This is a genomic window from Streptomyces sp. NPDC051217, from assembly GCF_044455465.1.
GTDB lineage: Bacteria > Actinomycetota > Actinomycetes > Streptomycetales > Streptomycetaceae > Streptomyces.
Map to the genome: position 1 here is coordinate 122,796 of NZ_JBITEV010000002.1, position 25,115 is coordinate 147,910.

The window sequence follows — 25,115 nt, forward strand, 5'->3', positions numbered from 1 at the left end:
ACCGCCTACAGGCGGAAGCCGCCGGTGGCGTCGATGAGTTGGCCCGTGATCCACCGGGCGTCGTGGGAGGCGAGAAGGGCGACTACGTCGGCGACGTCGGCGGGTTCGCCGATGCGGCCGAGGGCATTCTGTGCGGCGATGGCGGCGATGAGTTCGGAGTTGCCGCGCAACCCGTCATGGTGTAGCCGATGAGATCGGGGAGGGCGACGCGGAAGTGCCCGAGGAGATGTTCACGATGCGTCCGCCGTCGGCCAGGCGCGGCAGAGCGGCCTTGATGATCAGGAACGGCGCGGTGGCGTTGATCCGCCGCTGGCGGATGAAGTCCTCGGCGCCGAACTCCTCGATGGAACCGTGCAGGGCGATCCCGGCGTTGTTCACCAGCACCCGCACGGGCACGTCGCGCAGCGAGCCCGCAGCCGCGTAGCAGGCCGCCCAGAACGCGGTGCCGGTATCGGGTGCGGCCAGGTCGGCGGCGAAGGAGAACGCCGTACCGCCGGCCGCGGTGATCTTCTCGACGACGCCGGCCGCGGCGGCCGAGTCCTGACGGTAGTGAACTGCGACGGATACCCGTCGGCGCCGAGACGGCTGGCGATGGCCGCCCCGATGCCACGGCCGGCGCCGGTCACAACGGCGATGCGGTCGGACTCACGGGCGTCGAGCGCTTCGATGTCACGCAGGTCGGTGTCAGACATGTTGCCTCCCTGTCGCCCCGGATCGGAGAGGTAGGCGGTCTGGGCGCGGGCGGCCTGGGCGTAGTCGCCGATGTGTTCCAGGGCCTCGCTCAGCGCGCCGAGACGATCCGCGTCGGGGCCGGTGTCGTCCAGCATCCGGATGAGCGCCACCCGGGCGTCCTCGGTCCTGCCCTGACGGCTGGCCAGTTCGATCCAGGTGAGGAGGCTTTCCGTCGCCGGGTCGTGGCCGTAACGCTCGGCGTCGACGGTACGGGCCCAGTCGCGGGCATTCTCGGCGCCGGCCGCCCATCCCCGCGTCGCGGCCCGCACCAGTGGCAGGTCCTCCTCGTCGCCGTGGAACGCCACCAGCATCGCCGCGATCCACCGCTCCGCGTACCACTCGGTCCGCTCGGCCGTCTCGCGCTCCAGGAGCAGCCGCAGCAGGGGCAGGTCGCCGTCCCGGCGGTCGTACTGCGCCGCCCGTATCGCCCCGGCGCGCAGCACCGCGTCCCCCGCGGCCTCGTCACGCACCCCGGGCTCGCCCGCGCGGAACCGCGCGAGCGCCGCCCGTCCCGGGCCGAGCACGATGTCGCGCAGCGGCAGGCGACGTGACGCGCCCGGGAGCCGATAGGCCCTGAGCTCACGGGAGTTGAGGAGGAGATGGTCGGGCTCGGTGCGTTGCGCGGCCGACTCCGTCATGGCGACGAGTTCGGTCAGCGGGCGCTCGGGAAGCCCCAGTCCGGTGAGCAACGCGGCGCGCCGGGAATCCAGTTCGGGGGCGAACTCCTCGCGTGCCTCCTCGTCGGCCGCGTCCACCGCCGCCCGGATCCGCTCCTCGTCGAGGTCGGCGGAGATGTCCTCGCAGTACCAGGGCAGCCGGACGAGTCTCTCCACCGCATCGCGGACGCTGTCGGCGATCAGCACCGCGTCGCCCTCGGAGGAGGCGTACAGCACGGCCGTACCCCCGCAGAGAAAGTACGTACCGCCGGTGTCGTCACCCGCGATCGGCTCCAGCGGCGCCCCGGATGCCAGATGGACGTCTTCGACGTGGTGCGCCCGGTCGACGTCGAAGTTGAACGGGAACGCCGCGATGGCGGCCAGATCGGGGCGGGTGCGAAGCAGACGCAGAACGCGGTCGGTCATGCCGAGCAACCCTAGTACGGCCTCCCGGCCCGCTCCGGACCGTCGTGTGCCGTCGCCCTGTGGACAGGTGATCACCGTTGTCAGTGGTGGCCAGTAGGTTCATTCGTGTTCCGCCGTTCTGGCGGCGCCCAAGTCCCCCCTGCGGAAAAGGAGATGGTGCGGTGTCGGATTGGGAGAGGTCGAGCACGGCACGGGTGGTCCCACCCGCGCGGCCGCGCAAGCTCGCCAAGGTCCCGTTCGTCGAGCTGGCCGACGGACGCGTGCAGGGTGTGGTGTCCAGTGGATCGGACATCGAGCGGGTCTACGTCTCGTCGGTCGCGGCCGGTACGTACGCGTTCGCGTGCAGCACCAACAACAACCGTCCCTGTGGCGGTGCGCGAGGCGGGTTCTGCAAACACATCCGGACCCTGGTCAACGAGGCGGCGCTCCAGTACGGCGCCGAGCGCGTCGCCCGCTATCTCCGGCTCGACACCGAGTTCTGGGGAACGAGCGAGGATGCCCTCGCCGTGGCCATGATCGCCACCGGTCCACCCCGAGGAGACAACGCGGCAGCAGCCTCCGTCTTCAGCCGGTTCCTGCGCCACCTGGCGTATCTGGAACTGGCCCCGACCACCGCGCCGGTGCCGGAGATGCAGTGGTTCCCGCCCACCAGGGCGGTGGCGTGATGCGCGTCGACCTGCTGACCGAGCCCGTCGCGGGGCTGGAGGAGGCTCTGGCGGCCGTCGACGCCTTCGACCGGGCACTGGTCGTCGGCCTGCTCCGTCCCCACGCCGTCCAGGCCGCCGGTCTGACCGAGCTGGCCGACGCCGTCGCGGGGACGCCGCTGGCCGGCAGAGTCGCCGAGGCGGCGGGGAAAGCGGCGGCCGGCGCCGCGAGCGAGGAGCACTTCGTCGCCCTCGCCGCCGCCCGCACCGCCCTGTACGGCTCCGTCCACGACGCGCTGATGGAGCGCGTCGTGGAGGCGACCGGCCGATCACAGGCCGAGGAGAGCGTCCCGGAGCCTGCCGCGCGGCAGGCGGCGAACCTGCTCGCGGCCGCCCGTTCCTGGCTGGCCGACCTGGCGCGCTGCGGCTGGAAGGGCATCGATCACGAGGTGGTCTCCGGGGCGGCGGCCGTGGTCTCCGCGATGCTGCCGCACCCGGACCTGCGCCGCCTTGCGATGGTCCTCGACGGCTTCGCCGCCGAACTCGCCGCCTCCTGCCCCGGCTCCGCGCTGGAACGCGTACCGGCACGCCGCTGGGCCGACCTGTGGTCACGGGCGGTGGTGCTGACGGTTCCCGGCGCGGCTGATGTTCCCGTGACCGGTACGGTCACCGGACGGCTCCTGCCCCTGGGCGTCGACGTGCAGGAACACGCCACCGCCGTGCAGGCCCAGGTGCACGCGGTGTTCGAGCCCGCGGACGGTGGCGCGTCGCGCCTGGTGCGCGGATACGTGTCGGTACCGAAGCCCGACACGATCGTCGGTGCCGGCCTGTGGCAGCTCCTGCGACCGCACATGTCGCTCCTGGCGGCCGTGAGCGAAGGCCGCTCGATGGACCTCACCGACATGCCCATCACCGCCGAGGGCGACCTTGTCTGGAGCGACGCGCAGGCCCGCGCAGGCGCGCCCGCCGACGCCTTCGCCACCGCCCGCGTCGCGCTGTCCACCGCCTCGGTTTCCGCGACCGCGCCCCTGGACCGGCATCCCGCGCGGATCGCGGCACCGGTCTTCCTGGAGGGCTACAGCTCTCAACAGGACGACGACGGGCTGACGTTCACGGTCGCGGGCCATCGCCTGCCCGTGGACACCGACCGTATTCCGACGGCCGGTCCGCTCACCCCCGAGGCCGTCGCCGTGTCACAGGCGTGCGTCGGACTGCTCCGCTGGGACGCCGGGGAGTTCACCGTCCAGCCGCTCGCCGTCGAGACCACCGTACGGAAGAAGCTCGCCGCGATCCACGCCGGGGCCTGGGCCGGCGGTACGACCGACAAGGCCGGTGCCAGGGCCGAGAAGGCCGCCACCGACGCCGGGGCGGTGCTGCGCGAGCGGGCGGGAAGGCTGTTGCGGAAATGACCGGAGACAACACAGAGGCGAGCTCGCACGACAACCGCCGCCAGGTCCTGTACTGGCGACTCCTCGCCCAGCTCTTCGATCCCGAGGAGCAGGCGGCGCTGGAGTCGGCGAGCCTCGCCGTCGTCGAGGACATCGGACTGCCGTCGGCGTTGCTGGACCCGAAGGTCTCGGTGGGCTCGACCGTACAGCGCCACCCTGAGCTGGCCGCCGAGTTCGACGGTCTGATGGTGCCCGCCTCTGAGGCCACCGGCTCAGAGCCCGACGGCGCCGACACACGTGATCAGCCCGCCGAGGTACGGCGCGCGGCGCTGGTGTCCAAGGTGCTGCTGAACGTCTACGCGTCCGGCTCGGGCACGGTCACCGCGGACCAGCTCTCGCGGTGGCAGTCCGACGCGGGCTGGCTGGAGCGCGCCCTGGGCTGTGAGCCCGGTGCGCTGCGTGGAGGCCGCCCCGCGCGGGGCGGCGAAGGACGCGGCGACAGCCCGTACGCCTCCGGAGGCGGTACGACACCGGACCTGAGCCGGCTGATCCCGACGATCGGTCCGGAACTGGGCGCCATCGAGGCGGACCTGGTCAGGCGGATGCACCTGCGCGAGGTGCTCGCCGATCCCGAACTCGCCGCGCGGCTCACCCCGAGCATGTCGCTGATCGAGCAGTTGCTGCGCGACAAGGACAATCTGTCCGGCGTGGCACTGGCCAACGCGAAGGCCCTCATCAGGCGCTTTGTCGACGAGGTCGCCGAGGTGCTGCGTACGCAGGTGGAGAAGGCCTCGGTCGGCGCCCTGGACCGCTCGGTACCGCCCAAGCGGGTGTTCCGCAACCTCGACCTGGACCGCACGATCTGGAAGAACCTCACCAACTGGAGTCCCGAGGAGGAACGGCTCTACGTCGACCGCCTCTTCTACCGCCACACCGCGCGCAAGACGACGCCCCAGCGGCTGATCGTGGTGGTCGACCAGTCGGGTTCCATGACCGACTCGATGGTCAACTGCACCATTCTGGCGTCGATCTTCGCCGGGCTGCCGAAGGTGGACGTCCATCTGATCGCGTACGACACCCGTGCGATCGACCTGACCCCGTGGGTTCAGGACCCCTTCGAGTCGCTGTTGCGCACCAATCTCGGCGGCGGCAACGACGGTCCCGTCGCGATGGCGATGGCGCTCCCGAAGATCACCGATCCCCGGGACACCGTGATGGTGTGGATCTCGGACTTCTACGAATTCGACCGCTCCCAGCCGTTGTTCGAGGGCATCGAGGCGGTCCACCGGTCCGGGGTGAAGTTCATTCCGGTCGGCTCGGTGACCAGCTCCGGCCGCCAGGAGGTCAACCCCTGGTTCCGGGAGCGATTCAAGGCACTCGGCACGCCGGTGATCTCCGGTCACATACGCAAGCTCGTCCACGAACTCAAGACGTTTCTCGCTTAGAAAGGCCCCGTCATGTCTGACCTGTTGCGCGCCCCCGCCGAGACCAAGTACGCCGAGGAGCTGGACTGGCTGGAGTCGGTCGACGACGGTCCCAAGCCGTTCTCCTGGCGCCTTTCGCCGAAGATGGTCCGTCTGTTCATCCTGGGGTCCGAGCGTTCCGACGGTCTCGACCGGGAGATCCCGCAGAAGTGGTTCGGCGATCGCAGCCTGGTCGAGCGCGCCGTCGTCACACTGGCGTCGGACCGCGGCCTGCTGCTGATCGGTGATCCGGGAACGGGGAAGAGCTGGCTGGCCGAGCTGCTGTCCGCCGCGATATGCCGTAGCTCGACCCTGGTGGTGCAGGGCACCGCCGGCACGACCGAGGATCACATCAAGTATTCGTGGAACGTGTCGATGGTGATCGCCAAGGGCCAGTCGCGCGAGTCGATGATCCCCTCGCCGATCATGACCGCGATGGAGACAGGTGCGATCGGACGGTTCGAGGAGCTCACCCGCTCCACGAGTGACGTCCAGGACGCCCTGATCTCGATCCTGTCGGAGAAGTACATCTCGGTCCCGGAGCTGGACAGCGACAGCATCGTCTTCGCCAAGCCCGGATTCTCCGTCATCGCCACCGCCAACAGCCGCGACCGGGGCGTCAACGATCTTTCCTCGGCGCTCAAGCGCCGGTTCAACTTCGTCCGCATCCCGGTGGTGACGAACAGGAAGAGCGAGGCGGAGATCGTCCGCTTCCGTACGGAGGAACTGCTGCGCCGTCACCAGATCGATCTGGACGTGCCGCCCACTCTGCTGGACGTGCTGCTCCAGAGCTTCGCCGATCTGCGCGCCTCCGCCGCGGCCGCGGGCAGCGACGACGAGAAGCTGGAGTCCGCGCTGTCGAGCGCCGAGCAGATCGGCGTACTGGAGGACGCGATCCTGCACAGCAACTTCTTCGGCGAGCGCGAGCTGACGGCCCGTGCCCTCGCCTCCTCGCTCGTCGGGTCGCTGGCGCGGCGCGAGCCCGAGGACCTGGCCATCCTCAACAAGTACCTGCACGGCGTCGTGGAGCCGCGCAGCAAGGAAAAGGGCGGGTCCTGGCCGGAGTTCCTGGAGGGCGGTCGGGACGCGATCGCCACCCTCTCATGAGCGCGGTGCGGGAGGGGACGGCCTTCGAGGCACTGCGCACGCAGTTGCAGGAGGCGGCCACGTCGCTGGCCGACGGGCCGGAGGCGCTGGAGGGCATCCTCCTCGGCATCGTCGACGACGTCGACCGCGCGGTGCGCGAACCGCTGGAGATCTTCCCCGTCTGCCACCACTCACCGGCCTCGGCGATCGCCATGGCGCGGCGGCTGCGGGAGAAGCGGCCGAAGGTCGTGTATCTGGAGCTGTGCGAGGACATGGCTCCGCTCCTGTCCGAGCTGCGCAACTGCCGACTTCCGGTGGCGGTCCAGGCGTTCGCGAGCGAGGTCGACGGCTTCCCCGCCGACTGGGCGCCGCTGTCGGTCGTCGCACCGATCACCGAGGCGTCGGCCGAGTATCAGGCGATCGCCTACGCGCTGGACACGCCCGGCGTGGAGCTGGTCCTTGTCGACCGTTCCTCGGACCATGTGTTCCAGTGGCAGGCGACCGGGACGGAGTCGGCGGAACCCGAAGATCCGGGGACCGGGCCGGCCGAGGAGGAGGCGGGGCTGCACGGCGACGCGGTCGGCGTGGAGATCGGCGACCTTCGCCCGCGCTTCGCCGAGTTGGAGGAGCATCTGCTGCGCCACGGCCGGGTGCGGCACTGGTCGGAGTGGTGGCACCAGTACGTCGAGCTGCCGCTCGGCGACAGCGATCACGACACCTATCGGCAAGTCATGCTGCTGATCGGCAGCCTCTTCCGGCGACTGGCGCCCGGCGACGAGGACCGGGTACGGGTGGACGAGGACCGCGAACGCTACATGTGGACCAGGATGCGCGAGCATCTCGCCGCGTCCGGCAGCGATCCCGGGGACTGTCTCTATGTCTGCGGCGCGTTCCACGCGGCCAGCCGGGTCGCGGAGTTCGGCGTCGACGGCGCCGACACCTTCGCGATCAGCCCGCCCAGTGCGAGCGTGTGGCAGCACGGTCTGATCCCCTCCAGCCACGCGGCGATCGAGGCGCAGTTCGGCCTCGCCGCCGGCTCGGTGTCCATCGCGGCGACCCAGTGGGCGAAGAACCTCAAACGGACGCGGGTCCAGCCGTTCCGGCTCGTGGGGCAGGCGGGTGCGAAGAAGGCGGCGGCGAAGCCCGCGAAAGCCGCGGTCCCGGCCCTCCCCGAGGCCCCGGACACCCTGTCGGACAGGCTGTCCGGTTTCCTGCGGCGCGCGCCCGTCCTCGATCCGCTGGACGAGGCCGAGTTGCTCGGCTGGTCGGTGGAGATCGTGCGCGCCGCGCGCCGCAACGGCTATCTCGCCTCCACCGCCGACGCCATCGCCGTGTTCGAGACGTCGATCCTGCTGGCCGGTATGCGCGACCGGGCCAGGCCGACGCCGTACGACTTCCAGGACGCGGCGATCACCTGCATCGAGAAGGACAAGGTGCCGGGCCGGCGCGACGTACGTCGCATCGTCGAGATCATGATGGGCGGCGACCGGATCGGACAGGTCGGGTACGACGCCCTGCCGCCGCTGGCGCGTGACGTGCACGACCGGCTCGCGCCGCTGAATCTCAAGCTCCAGCAGCGCGGTGTGCAGCGGGCGTTGCTGGACATGGCCGCGAATCCGGAGCTGGGGCGGTGCTCCGACGTGCTGTGGATGCTGCGCCATCTGCTGCCGTGGGGCGCCGCGCGGGCGATCATGGGCGAACGGCGGCTGGGCGAGCAGCCCATCCAGGAGTCGTGGGACCTGGCGCTGGGCACGCATCAGCGGGCGCTGATCGAGCTCGGTTACGAGGGCGTCAGCATCGAGCAGGTCCTGGAGCAGCGTCTTCGGCGCCGGGCGTACGACCCGCAGGCGACCGCGGCGGTCGTCCTGGAGGCGGTCGAGGACGCGACGCTGTATCTGCGCAGCCGCCGCCTCGCCGACGAACTGGGTACGCGCGCCCTGGAGGTGCTGGCGACCGAGCGCGGTGTCGACGGCGCGCCGGAGGTGCTGCGCCGGGTGCGCCGGCTGCTCGCGTACTACCGGACCAGTGAGCCGGTACTGCCGCCGTGGATCGAGTCCTTCGTCAAGACCGGTTACGCGCACTACTGCACCCTGTTGCCGACGGCGTTCACCGACGAGGACGCGACCGTCCGGCAGGTGGCCGCGACGCTGGGCTTCCTGTTCAGCATGGAGAGTCTGGCGCTGTCGCTGGGCTGCGACCGGACGCAGTTGGAGCTCGCGTTCGCGCAGTCGCATCCGCGGGAGCCGGCCAAGCTGGCGCTGCTGTGGGCGGCTCAGGTGCAGCTCGGTCAGCTGTCCCGGGCGCAGTTGCGTGCGCGGTGCGACGAACTGCTCGGCAACCCTCTGGTGGTGCCTGCCTACCCTCGCTACCTCAGCGGGTTCCTGCACGCGCTGGAGCCTGTCCCACAGTTGGCGGACTTCGTCGTGGAGGCGGTGTCCAACGCCTTCGCACGGCTGCCGGATCCGGTGCTGCTGCCGTGGCTGCCGACCCTGATCAGCACGTTGCGCTCCGACGGCGCCGATCTGGCACCGCTGCTGATCCGGGAGGCGGGACGGATCTTCCCCGGCCGGCTCGCGGCGCTGGACGCGTGGGTACCGCCCTGGCGGGAGTCGCCGGACGCGGGGGCCACGCACCGATCGGCCCGCACCGACGGCGGAGGCGCGGGCACGGGCACGGGCGCCGCGCTGCTCGCCGCGTACCCCGGGGCGTGCGACGCGGTCGCGGGTCTGCTGGGTTACGGGGGTGAGTGGACGAGGGCCGCTCCGGTCCCCCCGGGCGCGGTGCTCACCGGCCGCCACCCGGATACGGCGGTGGCGCTGGAGGTGCTGCTGGCAGGCCCATGACGCCCGGCCGATCGGCCGCCGGGGGACGCTGCCGGGCCCTGCCGGGGCCCGGCACGACCCCGCTCCCACAAGGTCACCCGCGCCCCGGGGCCGCCTCGACTAGTCAGGTCAAGTCCGGCCCCCGAGCGTGCGTGCGAAGGCGTCGAGTGCCCGGAAGTCGGGGTCCAGCAGGCCGAGCCGTGGGTCGATCCGAAGCAGGAGCGCTGATCCCTCGTGGTGTGCGGCGACGTAGGCCCGGTCGGCGTCGCCCAGTTCGTCGTCGACCCAGGCGAAGGGCCTGCCGGTGGCGTACGCGACGAGGTCACGCGTCTTCCAGAACGTCTCCTCCGGTCCCGCCGCGTGCATCACCGGCCAGTCCACCGCGGGGAGTTCGGGCAGTCCGAGAACGGGCCCGATGAACACGTTCGCCTCCCTCCCCCATGTGGTGGCCCACACCAGGTCGTACAGCCCGGCGAGCTCCCGGAGCCGGCGCCCGTGGTCGGGGTTGAGCCAGACCCGCAGGGGCCTCACGGTCGTCCGTGGCATGCCCGGGTGCTGGGCGATCCAGCCCTCGGGCTTCATCCGGTGCGTCGTGTAGCCGAACGGGCGCCGATGGGGCTTGGCGGCGTACGGGTTCAACGGGCCGTCCACATCGAGATAGAGAAGGGGGCGGCTCATCAGGGGTCCTCTCGTGGCACTCGGAGTGCGGCGAGAGTAGCCCCGACCGGTGCCGCGATCCTGGGCATTTTTCCGGTACCACCGGGTGTCGCGAACGGCTCACGAGGGCTGACCGGCGCTGTCGCCCCCAGTCCGCTCGGTCACCGGGACCGGCCGGTTGCTGCCGCGAAGCGTCACGGCGGGGCAGACCAGCGCCGGTACGGCCACCAGGACGAAGCGGAGTGAGCCCCGCCGCCGGCGCGGCGCCGAGCGCCGCACAGATGACGGTGAGCCTCGTCCGGGCGGCCGACCGCCCGGAGACGGCGCCGTCGCCAGTCCGCCGTTCGCCAGTCCGCCGACGGCGCTGCCGGGCGAGAGCGCGGCCAGTATCCGGGCCACCGCGCCGGGCCGGTGCCGCTCTTCGCTCAAATCGGCAGGGTGGAGCAACGACCGGGCCGGGGGTGGCGTGGCGCCTCACACGCTTCGCGCATCCCCGGCCCGCTCACGTCACGCGTTGGGGTCGAACGGGATACCGGCGGGCTTGGCCTTCACCAGATGGCCGTTGAAGTTGCCGTCCTTGAGGCCGAAGACGGCGCTGCCGAAGTTGGCCTGGCTCAGCTTGTCGCGCAGGCCGGCCGGGTAGCCGTTCCAGCCGACGAGCCTCGGGAACTGCCAGGTGCCGTGGTGGTTCTCCGGCGGGTCGTCGTTGCTGTTCGCCGCGCGGAAGGCGTGCGTCCCCGCGCCGTCCTTGTGGTAGACGACCTTGGCGTGCGTCCCGTCGAACCGCATCTGGTCACGGGTGTGGATGTCGAAATTGCCGTGGGCGGAGGTGGAGACGTACTGCACCTGGTCGTTCTGCACCCACACCACGACATGTTCCCAGTCGTTACGGTGCCCGCCGAGCCCGCTGCCGATCACGGCCTGGTCCTTCTCGAAGTAAAGGCCGTACATGATGGCGCACCAGCCGTTGTTGCACTTGCTGCGCGAGTATCCGTTGGTGTTGTCGAGGTCCCAGGAGTCGCGGCACTGGCCGTTGAGGGCGCCACTCGGGTTGAGGCCCGGGTTGATGGTGCCGTCAGGGCCGATGGCCGGAGTGGGGTAGCAGCCGTCCGTGTCGTAGTCGAACGCCGGCTGGAATGTCTGCTCCAGCCCGTCCGCGTTGGCGGGAAGGGCGCTGGGGGGATCGGCGAGCGCGCTACCGGGAAATGCGATGACGAGCGCGATGGCGCTGCCAAGGGTGAGTGAGACATTCCGGATGCGCGAGGTTTTCTTCACTGCGTCCTCCTGATCGACCACAACGTGGGGGCGTCGGTCATTTTGACATGCTCGGATCACCCTCTCGGCCGTTGTCGACATACCGAGCGTCAGGAGGTGTCAGCGCGATGAAAGATCAACCAATAGCGGGGGTGGGTGACTTGAGGCGGAGCCGCACGGCGGGCCACGGTGCCCGGGGCGCCGCCGCCGGACGCACTCCGGCTCTCCCCGGTCACAACTCCACGAGTACGGCGCCCGTATGGCGTCCTTCGAGCAGTTCGCACAGCGCGCGGGGCGCCTGATCGATGCCCGACAGCCGCGCGTGCGGGAAGACGACGGTGCCCTCGCGCAGGCCACGCCCGAACTCCCGCATGCCCTCGGGGATCGCGTCCAGATGATCACTGGCCGATGTGCCGCGCAGGGTGATCCCCCGCACGATGAGCGAGCCGGTGTCGATCCCGACGGGCGCCGTGAACCCGCCGGCCAACTGGCCGGACAGCGCGCCGACCAGTGCCACGCGCGCGCCGCGCCTGGCCACCGCCAGCGCCGCGACGAGCTGCTCGCCGCCGACGTTGTCGAAGACCACGTCGAGGCCGTCCGGAGCCGCCTCGCGCAACTGCTCCTCGATCGGGCCCGCTCCCCGGATGACGACGGCGTCGTACCCCAACTCCCGGACCAGATAGGCACCCTTGAGCCGGGAGCCCGTGCTGCCGATCACCCGCCCGGCCCCGCGCAGCCGCGCGAACTGACCGGCCATCGTCCCGACACCGCCCGCCGCGCCGGTAACGAACACCGTGTCCCCGGGCCGTACTTCACCGCCTCGTACGACGCCGATCCACGCGGTCACCGCCTGGGAGAGGTACGCGGCCTCGTCGGGGAGGACGGACGGGTCGACGCGCTCGGCATCCGCCACATCCACGGCCGCGTACTCACGCCAGCCCAGACCGTGGGTCACGACAGCGCCCGGCTCCAGCTCCCCGCCCGGCGCCGCCACGACCTCCCCGACAGCGGGCGCCCACAACGGCTCACCCAGCGCGGCCACCGGGATGGGCAGGTCGGAACCGCCCTGAAGCACGGTACGCATGACGGCGGCCACGCTCATCAGCCGGTTGCGCACCAGCACCTGTCCTGCCGTCACCTCCGGGACCGGTACCCGCACCACCTCGAAGTGATCGGTGCTGAGCAGCCCGTCCGGCCGGGCACGCAGCCACACTTCGCCGTGGGTGGCAGGGACAGCGGCGGTCATCGCGACTCCTCAGGACGGGGACGGCGTGTCGTGACGACGTTAGAACGCGACGCCCGTGTCACGGGCGACTCCCAGGCGAACCTGGCGCGTTCACCGCCCCTCGCATTCCCGGAAGAACCCCTTCGAGTGACGGCTCGAACTCCCAACTCCCAACTCCCCGCGAGCCGGACGGAGTCGACAGAGCGGCGTGGTCAGGACTTCAGAGCCTCCGCGACCGACTGGGCCAACGGGGTCGTGGGCCGGCCCGACAGACGGGAGAGGTCGCCCGTCGTACCCGCCAGGAGGCCGCGTTCGATGGCCGTGTCCACGCCCAGGAGGATCGCGGCCATCGGCTTGGGCACTCCGGCTCCCGTGAGGATGCCCAGCAGCGTCTCGCCGGGGACGTTGTCGTAGACGATCGTGCGCCCGGTCTGTCGCGAAAGCTCCGCCGCGTATTCGGCCAAGGACCACGCCGTGTCGCCGCTGAGCTCGTACGCCTTGTCGAGATGACCCTCGCCGGTCAGTACGGCGGCTGCCGCCGCCGCGTAGTCGGCACGGGCGGCGGCGGCGATGCGGCCCTCGCCCGCCGCCGCGACCACTGCGCCGTGCTCCAGCACGGGGGCCAGGTTCTCGGTGTAGTTCTCGGTGTACCAGCCGTTGCGCAGAAAGGTGTACCGCAGCCCGGAGTCCAGGATCAGCTGCTCGGTGGCCTTGTGGTCGGCGGCCAGTTCGAAGTCGGCGTCGGGGCCGCCGAGTACGCCGGTGTACGCGAGTTGCGCCACGCCCGCCGCCCGCGCGGCGTCGATGACGGCGGTGTGCTGCGGTACGCGGCGGCCGGCCTCGTCGCCGGAGATGAACAGGACACGGTCGCCCGCCCGGAAGGCGTCCGTCAGTGTCGCGGGGCTGTCGTAGTCGGCGATCCGTACCTCGACACCGAGCGCCGCCAGGGGCGCGGCCTTCTCGCTGTCCCGCGCGACAGCGGCGATCCCACCGGCCGGCACGTCGGCGGTCAGGAGGGATTCGATGACGAGACGGCCGAGGTGTCCGGTCGCTCCGGTGACGACGATGCTCATGAGGTGGCTACCCATTTCATATGATTGGTCCTGCTTGGCGATACTTCGTAACTCGCCCGACCAACGATATGTATCGCACTAACTCCGAGGAAGTACCCACCTTGAAGTAAGGTACCGGAATGGACGAAAGCATCTCCTCCCCCAGCGTCAACCGGCGGATGTGCCCCTCCCGGCTCGTACTGGAACATGTCACGAGCCGCTGGGGCGTGCTGGTGCTGGCGGCTCTGCTGGATCGCTCGTACCGTTTCAGCGAGCTGCGCCGCGAGATCGACGGGGTCAGCGAGAAGATGCTCGCCCAGACGCTTCAGACCCTTGAACGCGACGGCTTCGTCCACCGCGACGCCAAGCCCGTGATCCCGCCGCGCGTGGACTACTCGCTGACGGAGCTGGGCCGCGAGGCGGCCGAGCAGGTGTGGCAGCTGGCGCGCTGGACGGAGCGGCGGCTGGACGCGGTGTTCGCGGCCCGCGAGACGTACGACGAGGCACACGCTTCCACACCGCAGGCCGGGACCCGGGCCGGGGCGCAGCCGAGCTACCGCTAGAGCATGTCCCGGCGGTCCGGCCCACCGGCACCGCAACTCGCCTGCCGCCGAAGCGCGTTGGCGCCGCGCGCCCGCTTCGCGACCGCGAACGCGCCCCCCGCCCCGCCCCGCCCCGCCCCGCCGCGCCACGCCCCGCCCGGCCACGACGTTGCGCGCACTCCGCCACCTCTGGACGCTTCATCGCCCCCCTCCATCAATCCTTCACACCTTTTGATGAATCATCAGAAAGTTCTAGAGATTCGTACCAAACCTCTGGACAGCCCACACGCGGCGCTCTAATGTCTCGGCCCACCGAGACATGTGTTTCGTCGCGGTAACACCGCAGCCGATCGGCGCTCCCTCGAACGCCCTTGACCCCACGAGTCTTTCCACGTCTCTCCCCCCATGGCCGGGCCACCGCCCGTCACGAGGCGCCGCGCGACCGCCGTGACGGCGGTCGTCGCTCACGCACCGTGCAGCAACCCCCGTCGGACGACGGGGAAACCGGCCGGGTCACCGACTCTGCCGTGACCGCAGCGGAAGGGAAGCGACATGAAGATCCGTACTTTCATCGCCACGGCCTCACTGGTGGCATCCGGGAGCCTGGTGGCTTTCTCCGGCTCCGCCCAGGCCGCTCTCTACACCACCTGCGTCGGTGACGGCGGGGCCGTGACCGTCAGCAACGACCTGGTCGTACCGGCCGGGAAGTCCTGCACCCTCACCGGCACGAGAGTCAAGGGCACGGTGACGGTCGAGGCCGGCGCCGACCTCGTGGCGGCGGGAGCCACCTTCAACAGCGCGGTCACCGTCGAGGAGGACGCCTATCTCGACCTCACCGACACCACCGTCAAGGGCACGCTGACCACCGAGTCCGCGTTCGGCGCGCACCTGGAGCAGAGCACCCTCAAGTCGGTCGACGCCACCGAGGGATTCCTCTACACGGTCGACTCGACCGTCGGCGGGAACATCAGCAGCGAGGCCGGCGAGCTGTACGTCTCCGGCAGCACCCTCACCGGCTCGGTGACCGGCGACGGCAACCAGTACACCGACGTGTACGACTCCACCGTCAAGGGCGCGCTCACCGTCAACGGCAACACCCTCGGCGGCGTGTTCTGCGCCAGCGAGGTGTACGGCGCCGCCAAGTACGCGGGCAACGCCGACATTCTGCAGATCGGCGGCGAGGGCCTGCTCGGAAGCTGCACCGGCGCCTCGTACTTCGGCGGCGACCTCGCGGTCACCGACAACACCGCCAACTCCGTGCTCGACAACGCGATCGTGCGCGGCGCACTCACCGCGACGGGCAACAACCCCGTCCTGGTCGTGGGCGAGTCGGCGCGTATCCGTGGCAAGGTCACCGGAGAGACCGCCGACGCCCGCGCGTCGTCCTCCCCCTCGGCCAAGAGGGCCGCACCGCAGGACCGTGGTGCCGACCTCGCCGAGAAGGCCGCCGAGCGTGCCGACGCGGCGCGGGCCGACGCGGGCGAAGCGGGCAAGTCCAGCCTCTGACGCCGGGCGGACAGCCGCGGCGGAACACCCGGCCGGCGCCTCCCCAGGCGCGACTCCTACCGCACACCCGCACGCACCACCAAAGGCACCACTCGCCGCACCACCCACCGCCGCACCACCCACCGCCCCACCAACGGCACTCGTAGCGACGCACCCGGCAGGACACGGCGACCGCCCCGTCGCCGTTCCTCCTCCCCACCGCTCGGCGCTCTTCCCCTTCCCGCCGGCGAACCGGCCGGAACACGGCCGACGCACTCGCCACGCCGCCCCTCCGCCGTCGCGGCGCGCGCACCGCAGAGCAGCAGCTCCGGTCGCGCGCGCCCCGGTCCCACCCTCTTCTCCTCCATTCCCAGGAGTGACCGTGAGCCATATTCACAAGTCCTTCGACCGCAGGGACTTCCTGCGCGCCACCGCCGGCACGACCGTCGCCCTCGCCGCCGCCTCCGTCACCGGAGCCACCGCGGCCTCCGCCGCCCCGGCGCGGACCAATCTGTCCATCCCCAAGGACCGGATCGGCATCCAGCTCTACAGCATCCGCGACAAGGTCGGTTCGCTCGGCTTCGCCGTCGTCCTCGCCGAGCTGGCGCGGATCGGCTACCAGGAGATCGAGTTCGCCGGATACACCCAGAACACCTCCATCCTGGGCCGGCAGATCACCCTCCCGGAGATCCGCACGCTGCTCGACGACAACGGTCTGCGCGCGGTCGGCAGTCACGTCGGCATCGGCAACCTCCGCTCGAACCTCCAGGGTGAGCTCGACGCCGCCGAGATCCTCGGCACGCCCCACGTGGGTACGGCCAACGCGCCGTCGAACCTCAACACCGTCGCGGGCTACCGCGCCGCCGCCGACGAGTTCAACGTCTGGGGCGCCGCGGCCACCGCGCGCGGTCTGAAGCTCTACCAGCACAACCACGCGGGCGAGTTCGCGTTCGCGACGGACCAGCCGTCGGTCCGGCTGTACGACGTGTTCCTCAAGAACACCGACCCGCGCCATGTCTATCTGGAGCTGGACATCTACTGGGCGTACGTGGGCCAGTACCGCTGGCCGGGATTCGACCCGGCGGCGTACGTACGCAACCAGCCGTACCGCTACCCGCTGTTCCACATGAAGGACGGCGACGCCAACTCGGCGAACGCCAACGGTTTCGACATCGTCGAGTTCGGCGCCGGCGACCTCCCGTACGAGAAGTTCATCCGCGACATCGGGCCGCGCGCCTCGCACGTCGGCATCTGGGAGCAGGACACCGCGCCCAACACCCTGCCGAATCCGCCGGGTTCGCTCGGCGCGGCGGAGCGCAGCTTCACGGCGCTCAAGGGACTCCTCGGCTGAGCGAGCCTCCCCCGAAAAGCACGCGAGGCGCCTCCGCGCGCGGGGGTGCCTCGTGTGTTCCATCCGCTCCTTACCGCCAGCGACCGAGGAGACGCATCACCGTGCACCGCACCCTGAGACGCCTGATGACAGGGGTCCTGCTCGTGGCACTGCCCGCGCTGGGCGGTGTGGCCGTCGCGCCCGCCGCCCAGGCGCACCCGGGCCACGAACACGCCCTGGACTGGTCGAACTACGAGAAAGTCACCCTGACGAAGGACACCGGCGAGCCGATCGACCTCGCCGTGCTGCCCGACAACCGGGTCCTGCACACCGCCCGCAACGGCGACGTCCGGCTCACCGACCCCGGTACCGGTGTCACGAAGGTCGTCAACCACGTCGACGTGTACCAGAACTCCGAGATGGGGTTGCAGACGGTCACTCTCGACCCGGACTTCGCCACCAACAAGTGGGTCTATCTCTACTACTCTCCGCCGCTGAACACCCCGCCCGGCTCCGCGCCGCAGACGCTGCCCGCCGGGCAGACCGACGCGTACTGGAAGCAGTGGGAAGGGTACGACACCCTGACCCGCTTCAAGTGGACCGGCGACAAGCTCGATCTCTCCACCGCGCAGGAGATCATCCGGGTCGACGCCAACCGTGGCCAGTGCTGCCATGTCGCGGGTGACGTGGACTTCGACAGCAAGGGGAACCTCTACCTCGCGACCGGCGGCAACACCCCGGCGTCGGGCCCGAACGTCAACGGGTACACGCCGATCAACGACGCGGCCGGCTACAACCCGGGGCTAGACGAGCGCCGTGGCGCGGGCAACACCAACGACCTGCGGGGCAAGATCCTGCGGATCGACGTCCAGGAGGACGGCGGTTACACCATCCCGGAGGGGAATCTCTTCGAGCCGGGCACGGCCAAGACCCGGCCGGAGATCTTCGTGATGGGTCTGCGCAACCCCTTCCGGCTGGCGGTGGACCAGAAGACCGACGCCGTGATGTGGGGCGACTACGGCCCCGACGCCGGTACGGCCGACCCGAACCGCGGCCCGATGGGGTACGTCGAGTGGCAGACCACGACCAAGCCCCTGAACAGCGGCTGGCCGTTCTGCACCGGTGACAACACCAAGCCCTACCGGGACTTCGACTTCGCGACCCTCACACCCGGCCCGGCCTTCGACTGCGCGGCTCCCGTGAACGACTCGCGTTGGAACACCGGCCTGACCGAGCTGCCCGCGTCCGCGCCGGCCACGCTCTGGTACGGCGACAGGGACACCGACCAGCCGTGGCCCGAGCTGACCGCCTTCCGCGGTCCCGGCGGTCCGGGCGGTCAGGCCCCGATGGGCGGTCCGGTCTACCACTACGACGCGGACAACCCCTCGCCGGGCAAGTTCCCGGAGTACTGGGACGGCAAGGCGTTCATGGCGGAGTTCTCCCAGGACTACGTCGCCGCGCTCACGCTCGACGGTCCCGACGGCCCGGTGAGCAAGCTGGAGAACGTGCTGCCCAACAGCGAGCGCGCGCAGAACGGCATCCCGCAGTGGGACAACCCGATGGACCTGGAGTTCGGCCCCGACGGCGCGCTCTACGTCCTCGACTACGGCGACGGCTTCTTCCGGCAGAACCCCGACGCGGGTCTCTACCGGATCGACTACGCCGAGGGCAACAAGGCTCCCACCGCGGTGATCAAGGCCGACAAGACGTCCGGCCAGGCCCCGTTGGAGGTCTCCTTCAGCGCCACCGGGTCCAGCGACCCGGAGAACGGCGACCTCACCTACCAGTGGGACCTCGACGGCGACGGGACCTTCGACGCCACCGGACCCACGGTGAACCGCACGTACCCGGAGAACGGACAGTTCCAGGCCCGGCTCAAGGTGTCCGACCCGCAAGGGAAGTTCGGGCTGACGAGCCGTCAGATCACCGTGGGCAACACGGCGCCGACGGTACGGATCACCTCGCCCCCCGACGGCGGGTTCTTCAACTGGGGTGACGCCGTGCCGTACGGCATCGCCGTCGAGGACCCGGAGGACGGCACCACGCCGGACTGTGCCAAGGCCGCGTGGACCTTCGGTCTGGGGCACAACCAGCACGGGCACCCGGTCAACAGCGGCACCGGCTGCACGGGCGGCGTCGCGACCCCGGCCGACGCGGGGCACGGCGACACCGAGAACGTCTTCGGCGTCCTCGGCATCACCTACACCGACAAGGGCGCGGGGGGCGTGCCGGCGGCGACCGGTGACGCCCAGGTGGTGCTCAACCCGGCACTGACGCAGGGCGAGCACTACGACTCCGCGGAGGGTGTCACGATCACGGACGACACCACGGCGTCCGGACAGCGCAAGGTGACCTCCTTCGACGCGGGCGACTGGATCGCGTACGACCCGGTGGCGTTCGCCGGGATCAACGGGGTCAAGACCCGTGCGAGCGGCGCCGGTACGCTGGCGCTGCGCTGGGGCTCGGCGGACGCGGAGCCGTTCGCGACGGTGCCGGTACCGGCCGGCGAGGGCTGGGGGACCGTCACCACCGCGCTGGACGACGCCCCTTCCGGGACGGGCGAGGTCTTCGTCACCAGCTCCGGCGGTGTCGAACTGGACTCGCTGACCTTCCAGGGCGCGGGCGTCGCGGACAAGACCGCGCCCAAGGTCACCGCCACGCTCAACCCGCCCCGGCCGAACGGTGACGACGGCTGGTACACCAGCAATGTGTCCCTGTCGGTCGCGGCGACGGACAACGGAACGGTCGCCACCCGTCAGTACTCGATCGACGAGGGCGCGACGTGGCAGTCCGCCAACGCGGCCGTCACGCTGTCCCGGGAGGGCGCCACGACCGTCCGTTACCGGGCGACCGACAACGGCGGCAACGTCTCCGAGGTGGGCTCGCTCACCGTACGGATCGACCGCACCGGCCCCACGGTGACGGCCACCGGTCTCGACGCCGACGGGGTCTACGGGGACTCCGAGCGCCCGACGCCGGTCTTCTCGGCCGCGGACGCGGTCTCCGGTACCGCCACCACCACGGCCACGGTCGACGGCAAGGCCGTCAACTCGGGCCAGGCGCTGGAGCTGTGGCGGCTGCCTCTGGGGAGCCACGACCTCACGGTCAGGGCCCGCGACAAGGCCGGCAACACGACCACGAAGACGGTGGCCTTCACCACCCGTACCTCCTACGCGGACATCCGCGCGCTGATCACGAAACTGCGGGCCGACGGCCTGGTCACGGCGCAGGGACAGCAGCGGCTGACCGTACGGCTCGGTCAGGCCGAGGCGCACGCCGACGCGGGCCGGACCAGTCAGGCCGCGGCCGTGCTGGAGTCGTTCGCCGGTTACACGGCCGATGCCGCTCTGGTGCCGGACAGTGCGGCGGGTGCGGCCCTGGCACGGGACGCGCGGGCGCTGAAGGGAGGCGCCACCGGCTGACGCCGGGACAGGGAGGACTGCCCCGCCCTCACCGGGCGGGGCAGTTCCGTGCCCGGACTCCGTCGCCGGTGTGGGGCGATGGTGAAGCGGGTTCCGTCAAGACGGCGGCAACTTTCGGTCTTCTGTGAAAAAGTTGCCCAAGGGCGTGTCTGACACCTAGCGCTGTCCGAGGCCGCGCGTCAGCCGCGCGGTCGGGACGGCCGAACCGACCGTACGCGGACGACTGACGGCAGACGGCAGACGGCAGACGCACGGTCCCGCCACCCGCGAGCACGAGCCTTGCCGGGCGTCACGGTGCCGGCGCCCCCGTACCGGCCCCGTGACGACTCCCGACAGCCGCACATAGGCGTCCAGAGGAAGTGAGCCCGTGAGCATCCAGTACCGCGTGTTGAGTCTGCTGCGGGACAACGGCCCGCTGTCGCGCGCCCAGCTCGCGGACCGGCTGGAGGTTCCCCGCCCGCGGCTGCTCGGCGAACTCGACCGTATGGTCGCGGCCGGGCGGGTCGTGGAGGCGGGACCCGCCGCGTCGCGCGGCGGGCGGCGCTCCACCCTCGTACAGCTCGACCCCGGCCTGCGGTTCGCCGCCGTCGATCTGGGGGCCAGCTCCGTCGACATCGAGATCACCGACGGCGCGCTCGCACCGGTGGCCTCCTGTTCCGAGCCCGCCGACATCCGCTCCGGGCCGGTCGCCGTGCTCGGCCGCGTCAGCGAACTCCTGCGCGAGATGGCCGGCCAGGGGCACTACACGCGGCTCGACGCCATCGGCATCGGGCTGCCGGGGCCGGTCTCGTTCCGGGAGGGAGTCCCGGTCTCGCCGCCGATCATGGTGGGCTGGAACCGTTTTCCCGTACGCGACACCCTCGCCCGCGAGCACGGCTGCCCGGTCGTGGTCGACAACGACGTCAACGTGATGTCTCTCGGGGAGCAGCACAGCGGGGTCGCGAGGACCGTCGACCATCTGCTCTTCGTGAAGATCGGCAGCGGTATCGGCTCCGGTATGCAGCACCACGGCCGTATCTACCGGGGCGCGGAGGGCTGCGCCGGAGACATCGGGCATGTCCAGGTGGAGGCCGAGTCGGACGGGCCTGTCTGTTCCTGCGGGAACACCGGCTGCCTGGAGGCGTACTTCGGCGGGGTGGCGCTGGCCAGGGACGCCACAGCGGCCGCGGTGTCGGGCCAGTCGCCCGCGCTCGCCGAACGGCTCGCCGGGCGCGGGGTGTTGACCGCCCTGGATGTCGCGGAGTGCGCGGACGGCGGCGACAACACGAGCGTCAACCTCGTCCGGGCCGGCGGCCACCGGGTCGGACAGGTGCTCGCCACTCTGGTCAGCTTCATGAATCCGTCGATGATCGTGATCGGCGGCGGTCTGACCGGGCTCGGCTATCCGCTGCTCGCCGAGATCCGCAGCGTCGTGTACAAACGCTCACTGCCCCTGGCCACGGGCAATCTGCCGATCGTCATGTCCGAACTGGGGCCGCGCGCGGGGGTCGTGGGCGCGGCGCTGCTGGCGAGCGAACTCGCGTACGGCGGGGAGTCCCGCACCGGAGCGGCTTGACCGGGCCCCCCACCCGTCCGGGCGCCTTCGCGTCGCCCGCGTCGTCCCCCTGGCGCTTCCGAGTGGCCGCCCCCCGCGCCGTCGGTCACCATGATCCGGAGCCGGGCGGAGTACACGCACGGGTGAGCCCGATCGCGAGGGCCACCGGAGGAGGAGAGCCGACATGATCGATTCCGTGGACATCCGCGAATGGCGTACGCAGGACGTCGTCGACTCCGACGGGCGCAAGATCGGCTCGCTGGAGGCGGTCTACGTCGACACCCGTACGGACGAGCCTTCCGTGGCGACGGTGCTGATCGGCATGCCGACCCGGCACCGCCTGGTCTTCGTCCCGCTCTCGGGGGCCGTCGTGGGGCCGGGCTACGTCAGGGTCAACTACGCGAAGTCGGTCGTGAAGGAGGCGCCGTCCATGGGTACGGACGATGTGCTGCCCGTCGAGGACGAGAAGGCGGTCTTCTCCCACTACGACCTGCCCTACGAGCCGGGCCCCAGCGGCGAGCGCCAGCTCGCCCGCCGTTGACCGCCTGCGCCGGCGCCGGGGAGCGCGCCTCGCCGCCCAGCCCGGTAGTCGCGGGGACAGGACGAATCCGCTGGTCAGACCTAGCGTGAGACATACGGCAACGCACGTTTCACGAGGCACAGCAGAGGACGACATGAGCGACAACAGCAGAACGACGGTCCTGGTGACCGGTGGATCCGGGTTCCTCGCCACCCGTTGCATCGCGCAGGCGCTCCAGCAGGGCTACCGCGTACGCACCACCGTGCGGAATCCGGCGCGGGAGAGCGACGTACGGGAACACGTCGAGGCCACGGGCGTCACGCCCGGGGACGCGGTGTCCTTCGCCGTCGCCGACCTGACGTCGGACGAGGGGTGGCCGGAGGCCACGGCGGGCTGCGACTACGTCCTGCACGTCGCCTCGCCCTTCCCGCCGGGACGGCCCGAGAACGAGGACGACCTGATCGTGCCCGCACGGGAGGGGACGCTCCGGGTACTGCGCGCGGCCCGCGACGCGGGTGTCCGGCGGGTGGTCGTCACCTCCTCGTTCGGCGCGGTCGGCTACGGCCACCCGCAGACCGACCGGCCCTTCACGGAGGACGACTGGACGAGGGTCGACAACGACATCGCCCCTTACATCAAGTCCAAGACGCTGGCCGAGCGCGCGGCCTGGGACTTCATGGCCGAGGAGGGTGGAGGGCGCGTTCTCGGCTGGAACCCGCGCTCCAGCGCGGACACCGTCACGGCCACGGCGGAGAGCCTGCTCCGGCTCGGTCTGCTCAAGGCCGACGCGTAGCGGCGGCGACGGACGCGATGTCCCAGTAGAACGGACGGACCTCGTACGCCGAAGCGGCCCAGGGCCTGACCGGCGGATCTTCGTGGATCAGCCCGGGACGGCTGCTGCGGTGCATCGCGAGGCGGAGGATCGGCGTTGCGGATGGGCCGGACGTACCGGGGACGACTGGAGACAACGAAGCGAGGTGCCCTGGCAGGCGTCCCGGGCCCGCGAAGATCCGCCGGACAGGCCCTACGCCTTCGGCAGAACGTCGCTGGTCTCCGCCTTGACGAAGGCCTTCACGGCCGTCGCCGCGGCACGCTCCACCAGGTCGACACCCTGGCGGTAGGTGTGCTGTCCGTCGGACAGGACCGCGACCAGCAGCGTGTGGCCGCCGTACTCGACGCGCCCGATGCTGTTGACGTCCCACAGACCCGTCGCGCTCCGTGACAGCCAGCCGTTCTTCAGCGGCGGCTTGGCGGCGGCCCCCTTGCCGTCGGCGGCGGATATCCCCCACCGCTGGTCCGCCTTCACGGTGGTCATCAGTGACCGCAGGTACGCCTGGGAGTGCGTGGTCAGCGGGGAGTGGGCGTCGCCGAGAACGGCCTCCAGGAGCACTGTCTGGTCGGCCGCCGTCGTGCGGGTCAGGCCCCAGTGGCCGTCCCGGTCGCCGTGGGTGGCTTTCAGGCCGAGACGCTTGTTGGCGGCGTCGAGGCCGTCCGTTTCGCCGATGGTCTTCCACAGCGCGTTCGTCGCGTCGTTGTCGCTGTCGCGGATCATCGCGGCGGCCAGCTTCTTCTGCTTCGCGGTGAGCGGCGCTCCGCTGTCCTGGGCGTCGAGCAGCAGGGCCGCGAGGATGTCGACCTTGACGATGCTCGCGGTGTCGTAGGCGCCGGTGCCAGCGCCGTACACAGCCGCGTTTCCGCCGTCGAGGTCCTCGACGGCGACGGTGTAACGGCCGTCACCCTTGGGAAGCGCGTCCAGCGCCGCGCGCATCGCGCCGTCGACTCCGGCCGACGACGAGGCGACGGCGTGAGCCGGCCGGCCGGACGCCGGCCCGTCGGACGTCTGGGTCGTGGCGAAGGCCGCGCCCGACGCCGTCACCGCGAGGGCGAGCGCGGCCGCGGCCAGTTGCGACAGTCTCGGGATTCGAAGCACAAATCGGACATTAGGCAATACGGGGCCGCGAAGGCAACGTGCGTATCGTCACAGAGACACCGCTGCCCGACCCGGCGAACCACCGGGTCGGGCAGCGGTCACTCGCCTTCTCAGCAGGTCAGATCGCGGCCCGGCGCGGTGCGCAGCACCCGCGTGAACTGCTTGTACAGCTCGACCCGGTGTTCCATCTGCGCGGGATTGCCGCCGTTGCACTCGGCGGATCCGTTCAGGCTCCAGATCGTCTGCCCGAAGCCCTTCTTGTCCACCATCGCGTCGTGCCCGGTCATCGTGCCCGGCCCGGACTGGGTGTTCCAGTACCAGAGGGCCGTCATCCAGGCCACGGCCGGATCGGTCTCGACCAGCCACGGATTGTTGAGCAGGTCCAGGCCGAGCGCGTCGCCCGCCGCCTTGTAGTTGAAGTTCCAGCTCAGCATGATCGCGCCGCGCCCGTAGTAGGCGTCCCGCCCGGCCGGGCAGCCGTAGGGCTGGGTGTCGTCGCAGAAGATCGGGTACATGTCGGGGTTCTGCGACACCACGTAGAACAGCCCGCCGGTCTCATGGCTGATGTTGGCGAGGAAGGCCGCCGCTTCCTGCTTGCGGGTCGTGCGGCTGCCCGTCTTCGCGAAGCCGGGGTACGCCTCGGTGGCCTCGATGAGGCCGTCGTACGTGAAGAACGGGTCCCGGTCCGGGAACATCCGCTCGAACTGGGCCTCGCTGACGACGAATCGCGGCTTGTGGTGCGCGCCTCGCGCCTCACCCGTCGCGCCTTGGCCGCTCTCGCTCCGGGAGGACTGTGCGGCGGCCGGCAGCGCGGCGACGAGCAGACCGCAGACCAGCAGCAGGGCGGCCATGACGGCCGTGGTGCCTCTTCTCAACACTGGGCTTCACTCCTGAACGGTGTGTGGGGGACAGGCGTTCATGGGTCCGGCGCTCGTCCACAACTGCCG

21 protein-coding genes are annotated in these 25,115 nt (G+C 70.8%); 12 read left to right on the forward strand and 9 right to left on the reverse strand.

What is annotated here, in order from left to right; all coding sequences use genetic code 11:
- Positions 1-5: 5 nt before the first annotated feature.
- Together ACIBBB_RS05655 and ACIBBB_RS05660 are read right to left on the reverse strand one after the other, a co-directional pair.
- Positions 6-170, reverse strand: a complete 165-nt coding sequence (locus ACIBBB_RS05655) for an SDR family oxidoreductase (RefSeq protein WP_398979066.1) — start codon at positions 168-170, stop codon at positions 6-8.
- A 4-nt stretch (positions 171-174) separates the two neighbouring features.
- On the reverse strand, positions 175-507 hold the full coding sequence (locus ACIBBB_RS05660) for an SDR family NAD(P)-dependent oxidoreductase (protein WP_398980033.1): 333 nt from the start codon (positions 505-507) through the stop codon (positions 175-177).
- 1,468 nt (positions 508-1,975) lie between these two features.
- Between ACIBBB_RS05660 and ACIBBB_RS05665 the strand changes: the two genes are divergently transcribed.
- The 5 genes from ACIBBB_RS05665 to ACIBBB_RS05685 are packed head-to-tail and all read left to right on the forward strand — an operon-like array spanning position 1,976 to position 9,238.
- Positions 1,976-2,479 carry a hypothetical protein gene (locus ACIBBB_RS05665; protein ID WP_398979068.1) on the forward strand — a complete coding sequence of 168 codons (504 nt, stop codon included), beginning with the start codon at positions 1,976-1,978 and terminating at the stop codon, positions 2,477-2,479.
- On the forward strand, positions 2,449-3,867 hold the full coding sequence (locus ACIBBB_RS05670) for a hypothetical protein (protein WP_398979070.1): 1,419 nt from the start codon (positions 2,449-2,451) through the stop codon (positions 3,865-3,867). The genes ACIBBB_RS05665 and ACIBBB_RS05670 overlap by 31 nt, the downstream gene beginning before the upstream one ends.
- Positions 3,864-5,291, forward strand: a complete 1,428-nt coding sequence (locus tag ACIBBB_RS05675) for a VWA domain-containing protein (protein WP_398979072.1) — start codon at positions 3,864-3,866, stop codon at positions 5,289-5,291. The genes ACIBBB_RS05670 and ACIBBB_RS05675 overlap by 4 nt, the downstream gene beginning before the upstream one ends.
- A 12-nt stretch (positions 5,292-5,303) precedes the next feature.
- A complete protein-coding gene (locus tag ACIBBB_RS05680) occupies positions 5,304-6,416 on the forward strand; it encodes an AAA family ATPase (RefSeq protein WP_398979074.1) in 1,113 nt (370 codons plus the stop codon).
- Entirely contained in the window at positions 6,413-9,238 is a 2,826-nt protein-coding gene (locus ACIBBB_RS05685) for a hypothetical protein (protein WP_398979076.1), read from the forward strand. The genes ACIBBB_RS05680 and ACIBBB_RS05685 overlap by 4 nt, the downstream gene beginning before the upstream one ends.
- 108 nt (positions 9,239-9,346) lie before the next feature.
- Here ACIBBB_RS05685 and ACIBBB_RS05690 read toward each other — a convergent pair whose 3' ends face one another.
- The 5 genes from ACIBBB_RS05690 to ACIBBB_RS05710 form a co-directional block, all read right to left on the reverse strand.
- Complete coding sequence (locus tag ACIBBB_RS05690) at positions 9,347-9,895, reverse strand: hypothetical protein (RefSeq protein WP_398979079.1); 549 nt, start codon at positions 9,893-9,895, stop codon at positions 9,347-9,349.
- 99 nt (positions 9,896-9,994) lie between these two features.
- On the reverse strand, positions 9,995-10,303 hold the full coding sequence (locus tag ACIBBB_RS05695) for a hypothetical protein (RefSeq protein WP_398979082.1): 309 nt from the start codon (positions 10,301-10,303) through the stop codon (positions 9,995-9,997).
- A gap of 78 nt (positions 10,304-10,381) precedes the next feature.
- Entirely contained in the window at positions 10,382-11,149 is a 768-nt protein-coding gene (locus ACIBBB_RS05700) for an NPP1 family protein (protein ID WP_398979084.1), read from the reverse strand.
- Positions 11,150-11,360: 211 nt separating this feature from the next.
- Positions 11,361-12,374, reverse strand: coding sequence for an MDR family NADP-dependent oxidoreductase (locus ACIBBB_RS05705; protein ID WP_398979086.1), 1,014 nt, complete (start codon positions 12,372-12,374; stop codon positions 11,361-11,363).
- A 191-nt stretch (positions 12,375-12,565) separates the two neighbouring features.
- Positions 12,566-13,426 carry an SDR family oxidoreductase gene (locus tag ACIBBB_RS05710; protein ID WP_398979088.1) on the reverse strand — a complete coding sequence of 287 codons (861 nt, stop codon included), beginning with the start codon at positions 13,424-13,426 and terminating at the stop codon, positions 12,566-12,568.
- 119 nt (positions 13,427-13,545) lie between these two features.
- On the opposite strand from ACIBBB_RS05710, the gene ACIBBB_RS05715 reads away from it, so the two are divergent.
- The 7 genes from ACIBBB_RS05715 to ACIBBB_RS05745 all read left to right on the forward strand — a co-directional run bounded on the left by ACIBBB_RS05715 (position 13,546) and on the right by ACIBBB_RS05745 (position 23,031).
- Positions 13,546-13,968 carry a winged helix-turn-helix transcriptional regulator gene (locus ACIBBB_RS05715; protein ID WP_398979090.1) on the forward strand — a complete coding sequence of 141 codons (423 nt, stop codon included), beginning with the start codon at positions 13,546-13,548 and terminating at the stop codon, positions 13,966-13,968.
- Between the two features lie 531 nt (positions 13,969-14,499).
- On the forward strand, positions 14,500-15,453 hold the full coding sequence (locus ACIBBB_RS05720; protein WP_398979092.1) for a hypothetical protein: 954 nt from the start codon (positions 14,500-14,502) through the stop codon (positions 15,451-15,453).
- A gap of 361 nt (positions 15,454-15,814) precedes the next feature.
- Complete coding sequence (locus ACIBBB_RS05725; protein WP_398979094.1) at positions 15,815-16,783, forward strand: sugar phosphate isomerase/epimerase family protein; 969 nt, start codon at positions 15,815-15,817, stop codon at positions 16,781-16,783.
- 101 nt (positions 16,784-16,884) lie between these two features.
- Positions 16,885-20,184 (forward strand): PQQ-dependent sugar dehydrogenase, encoded by a 3,300-nt coding sequence (locus ACIBBB_RS05730; RefSeq protein ID WP_398979096.1) that lies wholly within the window; start codon positions 16,885-16,887, stop codon positions 20,182-20,184.
- 367 nt (positions 20,185-20,551) lie between these two features.
- Entirely contained in the window at positions 20,552-21,739 is a 1,188-nt protein-coding gene (locus ACIBBB_RS05735) for an ROK family protein (RefSeq protein ID WP_398979098.1), read from the forward strand.
- A gap of 163 nt (positions 21,740-21,902) precedes the next feature.
- A complete protein-coding gene (locus ACIBBB_RS05740) occupies positions 21,903-22,259 on the forward strand; it encodes a PRC-barrel domain-containing protein (protein WP_398979100.1) in 357 nt (118 codons plus the stop codon).
- A 133-nt stretch (positions 22,260-22,392) separates the two neighbouring features.
- Positions 22,393-23,031 carry an NAD-dependent epimerase/dehydratase family protein gene (locus tag ACIBBB_RS05745; RefSeq protein ID WP_398979102.1) on the forward strand — a complete coding sequence of 213 codons (639 nt, stop codon included), beginning with the start codon at positions 22,393-22,395 and terminating at the stop codon, positions 23,029-23,031.
- 231 nt (positions 23,032-23,262) lie between these two features.
- On the opposite strand, the gene ACIBBB_RS05750 is transcribed toward ACIBBB_RS05745, so the two are convergent.
- Together ACIBBB_RS05750 and ACIBBB_RS05755 are read right to left on the reverse strand one after the other, a co-directional pair.
- On the reverse strand, positions 23,263-24,168 hold the full coding sequence (locus ACIBBB_RS05750; protein ID WP_398979104.1) for a serine hydrolase: 906 nt from the start codon (positions 24,166-24,168) through the stop codon (positions 23,263-23,265).
- A 110-nt stretch (positions 24,169-24,278) separates the two neighbouring features.
- Positions 24,279-25,043, reverse strand: a complete 765-nt coding sequence (locus tag ACIBBB_RS05755; RefSeq protein WP_398979106.1) for a chitinase — start codon at positions 25,041-25,043, stop codon at positions 24,279-24,281.
- Positions 25,044-25,115: the final 72 nt, after the last annotated feature.